The sequence below is a fragment of the Amycolatopsis palatopharyngis genome, from assembly GCF_003385185.1.
Classification (GTDB): Bacteria; Actinomycetota; Actinomycetes; order Mycobacteriales; family Pseudonocardiaceae; genus Amycolatopsis; species Amycolatopsis palatopharyngis.
On the sequence record NZ_PQHZ01000107.1, the window covers coordinates 1 to 5,504 of the forward strand.

General features: G+C 69.5%; 4 protein-coding genes and 1 pseudogene. All 5 read right to left on the reverse strand.

Annotated elements, in window-relative coordinates; genetic code table 11:
- Positions 1–339 (reverse strand): annotated as a pseudogene (locus D0C15_RS33595) (AAA family ATPase); the annotation flags it as partial.
- A gap of 56 nt (positions 340–395) precedes the next feature.
- On the reverse strand, positions 396–719 hold the full coding sequence (locus tag D0C15_RS33600; protein ID WP_116052064.1) for a hypothetical protein: 324 nt from the start codon (positions 717–719) through the stop codon (positions 396–398).
- A gap of 42 nt (positions 720–761) precedes the next feature.
- Entirely contained in the window at positions 762–938 is a 177-nt protein-coding gene (locus D0C15_RS34485) for a hypothetical protein (RefSeq protein WP_162830402.1), read from the reverse strand.
- 929 nt (positions 939–1,867) lie between these two features.
- A complete protein-coding gene (locus tag D0C15_RS33605) occupies positions 1,868–4,900 on the reverse strand; it encodes a BTAD domain-containing putative transcriptional regulator (RefSeq protein ID WP_116052065.1) in 3,033 nt (1,010 codons plus the stop codon).
- Entirely contained in the window at positions 4,897–5,334 is a 438-nt protein-coding gene (locus tag D0C15_RS33610; RefSeq protein WP_116052066.1) for a hypothetical protein, read from the reverse strand. Before D0C15_RS33610 ends, D0C15_RS33605 begins: the two co-directional genes overlap by 4 nt.
- Between the last annotated feature and the right edge of the window lie 170 nt (positions 5,335–5,504).

A 5,504-nucleotide genomic window follows, 5' to 3' on the forward strand; every position in this document is an offset into this window, starting at 1 on the left:
GGCCGATGGTGCGGCGGGGGCGGCGCGGGTCCCGCGCGGGGTGCCTGTGGCGGTTGTGGCGGCGTCGGCGGTTTTGTCGGTCGCCCGGTAGGTGACCGGGTTGGCGTCGACCTTTTTGGCTTCCCCGCGCGCTTCCAATGTCGCCAGTGCGTTCCCGACCGCACCGGATGACTTCCCGCCGAGCTGGTTCGCGATGGTGCCGGGGGTGAGCGCGGCGGTGGGGTCGTGGGCGAGTTGTTCGGCCACCATGCGCCGAAGTTCGCCGTTGCGCAGTCGGGTGGCCGCGCCCGGGGCGGCGGGCGCGCTGCCCGTGACCGGAGTCGTGGCTGGCGTGGTCATGGTGTCGGGTCCTTTCGCGAAAACGGGTAGGCGTTCGGCGGGGGTGGTGTCGTGGGTCAGTCGGTGGCGAACGTGGTGATCAGCGCTTTGACCGCGTGGTATTCGTCGGTGGCGTGGTAATGGGTGCCGTCGGCGGTCACGATTCGCCAGTGCTCGCCGCGCACGGTGTCGGCGGGGTAATAGGTTCCGGCGAGTTTTCCGTCGGGACGGGTGACCACCCCGAACAACAGTTGTTGCGCGTCGGCGGGATCGATCACCACACCCGTGACCGTGCACCGGTTTTCGACGAAACGGCGCACCACGATGTCCGGCAGTGGCCCGGGGTCGGCGTCGGGGTCGATGGCGAACACGGTGCGCGGGTCGTTGGCGTTGTGGTTCACGGTGTGCCCCTTTTCGGGTGGTGCGCGGTCGCGGGTGGTCGTTCAGTGGGCGGCGGCGAATTCGGCTTCGGCGGCGTCGGTTGCCCGTTGGTGGGATTCGGCGGCGGTGTCAGCGGCGGCGATGGTGGGATGAATTTCGGACCAACCGCAGTAGCAAAACGCGTCGGCGGTTCCGTCGGGGTTGGTGGCGGTGTCGGCGTAGCACATAGCGGTCCCCATTCGTGAATTGGTGGTTTTCCGACTTCCCGGGGTAGTGGTTCGAATCCGGGGCGGGTGGTTCGTTGTGGTTTCCGGTTGTCCCGGTGACACAACAAACGTAACTCGACCCGGAACGCCGCGCAATAGTTTTCCGGGGTCAATTCCGGGGAATTTTCGCCACCTTTCGACGTGAATCGCGGGCATTTTCCGGACATGTTTGCACAGGTCAGACCATTTCGGGTCGATCCAGAGCGGGCACGCCGGCCATGAATTAGACCGCGGATAATTACGGGTTCTTTTAAGAAATAAGGAATGGGAAATGAGGGGTGGATAGCGTAGGCGGAATGCGCTGGTGAGCATGGGGGCAGGATGATGAGGTTGCGGGACACCGCCGCCGGGCCTGATGTGCTTTCCTGCTTGGTGTCAAGCGAGTCTGGGACACCGGTGGATCCCTCTATAGGGCGCTTGAGCTGCGAGAACGCCTGACACGGGGGGATCCACCTTAGTCGGATACCGGAGAACGAGGCTGATAGGCCGGGTCGGCGGCCCCCCGGTGGGCAATCACCCTCCGGGTCGCCCCTGTCCATGACCGTGGCAACAGGTATCCGCACGCGGGCATGACGCTCGACGCAAGAGAGGCTGACGTCTCGCTGAACGTCGCAGCCATAAATGTTGCGCAGGGACGTCTTCGCGGCGCGCGACAGCGGCACACGACACTCGATAACCAATGGTGTCGGTGATGGTGTGGAATACAGGCGCGTGCCCACGGGATTCTTTGTCTTCGTCCTCGACGGTTGTGCTAGTGCGGTCGACGTTAGCATCGGCGCCGACGGGATCGGGACCGGAAAACGAGGTATTTCGCTGTTTCGCACAATTGCCTTTACCGCCCGGGATTCACGTCTCGATTGCCGTCTCGCTGAAGCGTGATCGAGAACGGTCGACGAGTTCATTTATGGCGCCGTGGATTGGGCGGCGTCGGCGGCGGCGGCGGGGATTCCGGTGTGGTGGGCGCGGAGCCGCGCGGCGAGGTCCACGGTGTCGGTGGTGGGGGTGGTGTCGAGCTCGGCCAGGCGGGTGCGCAGGAGGGTCAGGCTGCGCGAGATGGCCTCGTGCCGGCCGAGTGCGTGCTGCAGGCGCATGATGTCGCGGTAGAGCAGTTCGTTGTGCGGATCGAATGCCCGTGCGGTCTCCAGCAGATCCAGGGTGTAGTCCGGGTCGGTGTCCACTTGGGCGCGGGCGAGCGCGGCCACCGCGTCGAGCGCGTCGCGGCGGGTCGATTGCCGGGCGGCGACCAGCCACTCCCCGTCCACGCCCTCGGCCAAGAGCCCGCCGTAGTGCGCCACGATTGCCTCGCACGCGTCGGTACGCCGTTCCGGCGTGGTGGCGGTGCGGCGGGCGGTGATCGCGTCGGCGAAGCCCCAGTAGTCCACCTCCACCACGGCCGGATCGAGCCGGTACTGGCCGTGCTCGACCAGGACCAGCTCGCCGACCGCGCCGCGGGTGGCAGTGTTCAGGGCGCGGCGGATCCGGGAGAGCACGGTGCGCAGCACACTGGGGGGGTTGCGGGGCGGCGCATCGGGCCACAGGGCATCGACGATCCCGTCTCGGGACACCCCGCCGGGATGCACGGCGAGATACACCAACAGCTCCACCAGCCGGCTACTCAACTCACCCGATAAGTCGCGGTGCCCGACCGCAGGCTGTGCGGGGTCGGGTCGCCAATGCAGGGCCGGGGCGCCGAACACTGTCAGCACCAGCGGCGCGGGTGTCCCGGGGACCGTGTCCGCCGTCAACGGCGGCAGCGGGCGCGGCTCATCGTCGGACCGACTGACGTCGGCGGGAGGCGTCTCCGACACGGGCGGGCCCGAGGTGATCTCCAGGCGATCAGGTCCGCCTCCGGCGTTCCCGGGATGGGACGGTTCAGCCTCCGGTGGCTGCGCCGCCTGCCGAGGTGCGGGGGCGGTCATCGCCACGTCGCGGCCGGGTGCGGTGTCAAGTTCGACAGGCGCGCCCTCGACAGGCTGGGGGGCGCGCAGGAAGGCCAGCAGCTCCCGCGTCGCGGTCTCGGGCAGGGTGAAGGCGCGGGTGCCACGCAGTGGCTCGCCGAGGCCGGGGTCGGTCGCGGAGATGATCCCGCCGGCGGTGACATAGGCGGTCACTCCGGCACGCCATTGGCCCAGTAGCAGCGCGGTGACGCCGACGGGGCTGTGGTTGTCGAGCAGGTTCTGCAGCTGGGCCTGTTGATCCAGTTCTCCGGGCGGCGTCGTGATCAGGACTGCCGGTGGGTGTGATGCCGGGTTCTGCGGGTCGAGGGAGGCTAGTGCGGTGTCCAGATCGGCCACCACGGTGACCGTGTCCGGGAGGTCCGTAGCGGGCATCGGGACGCCGAGCAGGCGGGCCAGATCCGCGGCGGGCACAAGCACCCTCGGCGCGGATCCGCCTTCGGTCCCGGTGGTGAGCAAGGTGAGCAGCAATGCGCGGGCCGCGGCGTATCCACCGGGCCCGACCAGGCCGAGGCCGTGGACGCGGGCCAAGTTAAGGGCGACATGCGCTCCCCCGCCCAGGGTGGCGGTCGTCCCCTCGCCACCGGCACCGTCGGTGTTGGTATCAAAGGCGATATCCACTATGGACGGCGGAATCTCCGGCCTGGTTCCGGAGGTGGCGGGGGCGCCGATCACTCGGCGGGTGCGCGGCGTGAGAACCCGCACCTGCCCCTCGGTCCCGAACTCCGTGTGCCCCGGGGCGCCGGTGGTCGATCTCGGTGACACGGCGGACTGGGCGTGGGGGCGCTGCGGTGGGGTCGGTGCGTCGGTGTCCTGTCCGCTCGCGGCGTCCAGATCGGCGTCTTCGTCGTGGTGCTGGGCGCGTAGGTGAGCCAAGCGCAGCTGATACACCACCGGCGCGAACGGCAGATCGTCGTCGCGCCGGCCACTGCCGGGCCGGTAACGCGCCGCGTGCCGTCGCCGCGCGAGCAGCAACAGAGCACTGATCGCCGCGGCCAAGCCCAGACTGACGAACACCTCGCCGCTACCCCAGGTGACCGCTCCCCCTGCGGAGTTGTTCGCGTCCTGCTCGCCGTCATGATCGGCGGCGGGCGTGGTGGGCGGGGCGGACGTCGACGGCGGCGGTGGTGTGGTGGTGCTCGGCGCCGGAGATGCCGACTCGGGAACCGGAGCCAGGGGCGCGTGTTCCGACGGTGGTGGTGACGGTGCATCAGGTGGGGTGGGAGTGTGGCTGGTTGCGGGGAGGCGCAGTGTGTCGCCGGGGTGGATCAGGTTCGGGTTGGTCAGCACGCGCCCGCTGGCTTGGGTGCTGCCCTTGTTGAGGGCCCAGATTTCCGGCCAGCGCGCGCCGTCGCCCAGGCGGCGCTGCGCGATCCGCCACAGCGAGTCGTGCACCCCGTTCTCCGGTGCCCGAACCCGCTCGGTTCCGGGCTCGGCCGAGGGCTGGGACCAGGGCAACGGGATGTTGGTGTGGGTGTGTTCGCTGGCGGCTGGCGTGGGCCAGGCGGGGGCGGTTACGGCCACCGGGGCGTGCCCGACGGGCCGCGCGGTGTCGGCGGGGGCGATGGGTGCGGCGGTGGCGGTGCGGCCCAGCACGGCGATCAGCAGGGCGCCGACGAGCACGGCCGCCACGCGCCGCACCGGCCCGCTCTGGGTTCGCAGGTGCGGCCACCGAGCGCCCCGGGCGACGTCGAGGGCACACGCGGCGACGTCGAGGACGAACACCAGCCACAGCAGCCAGGTCAGGCACGCGAGCGTGTCGAGCAGGACGCTGCTCGATATCGGCGCCATGAGCACGGAGCCGATCTCGTCCAAAGTGGGCAGATGGTCCGGCAACGGCCATCCCACGGCGTAGATCAGCGCGACCGGCAACCCGACGACCAGCGCGGCCAGCAGGATGGCCGCGAGCAGCCCGCGTACCGCCCGGCCCAGCAGCCGCGCGGTGCGCGTGATCCGGGTGCGACCGGCCGGCGTGCTCATCCGCTGCTCGCCGCCACTGCCGCGACTCCGCCGGTGCCGACGGACTCCGGTGCGACCGGTGGTGCTGGTGTCACTGGACGGGCGGCAGGTGGCTCGGTGGCCGTCTGCGTGTCTGTGCCGTTGGTGTCGTTTTTCGTCGAGCTGGGGCGTGTGCGCTTGCCGCGGCGGGTGGGCTTGGCCGCCTGGTCGCGCCAGCGGGTGAGGTCGGCGGCGGGGATGTCGGTGACCTGGGCCAGCTCGGGCACGTCGATGACGTCGCCGGCCGCGGTCAGGACCTCGCCGAGCTCGCGTTCGAGCTCGGCAACCCGGCTGGCGAGCTCGGTGTGCCGACGGGCCAGCTCGCCCACAGTGGTGGCCGCCTGTGCGCGACGTGTGCTGCGCGCGGAGTCTCGTTCCTCGAGGCGACGGGCGATCTCCTCTTCCGATGTGGCCATGTCGACTTTTCCTTTCCGTGACGGTGCTGGGAGTCCTCAGGGTTCGATTGCCTGAACTGCCGTGGGTTCGTTGGGGACCATTAGCGCCAGGTCGGGCGCTTGTCCTGGTGGGAGTGGGTTCACTCGTTGGTGTGAAGAATCCGATTGATGGTCGAGATTCTCGACGAGAT

Excerpts from the sequence above, each read along its gene's own strand:
- D0C15_RS33610 (WP_116052066.1), bottom strand. The coding sequence starts at position 5,334 with ATGGCCACATCGGAAGAGGAGATCGCCCGTCGCCTCGAGGAACGAGAC.
- D0C15_RS33605 (WP_116052065.1), bottom strand. The coding sequence starts at position 4,900 with ATGAGCACGCCGGCCGGTCGCACCCGGATCACGCGCACCGCGCGGCTG.
- D0C15_RS34485 (WP_162830402.1), bottom strand. The coding sequence starts at position 938 with ATGGGGACCGCTATGTGCTACGCCGACACCGCCACCAACCCCGACGGA.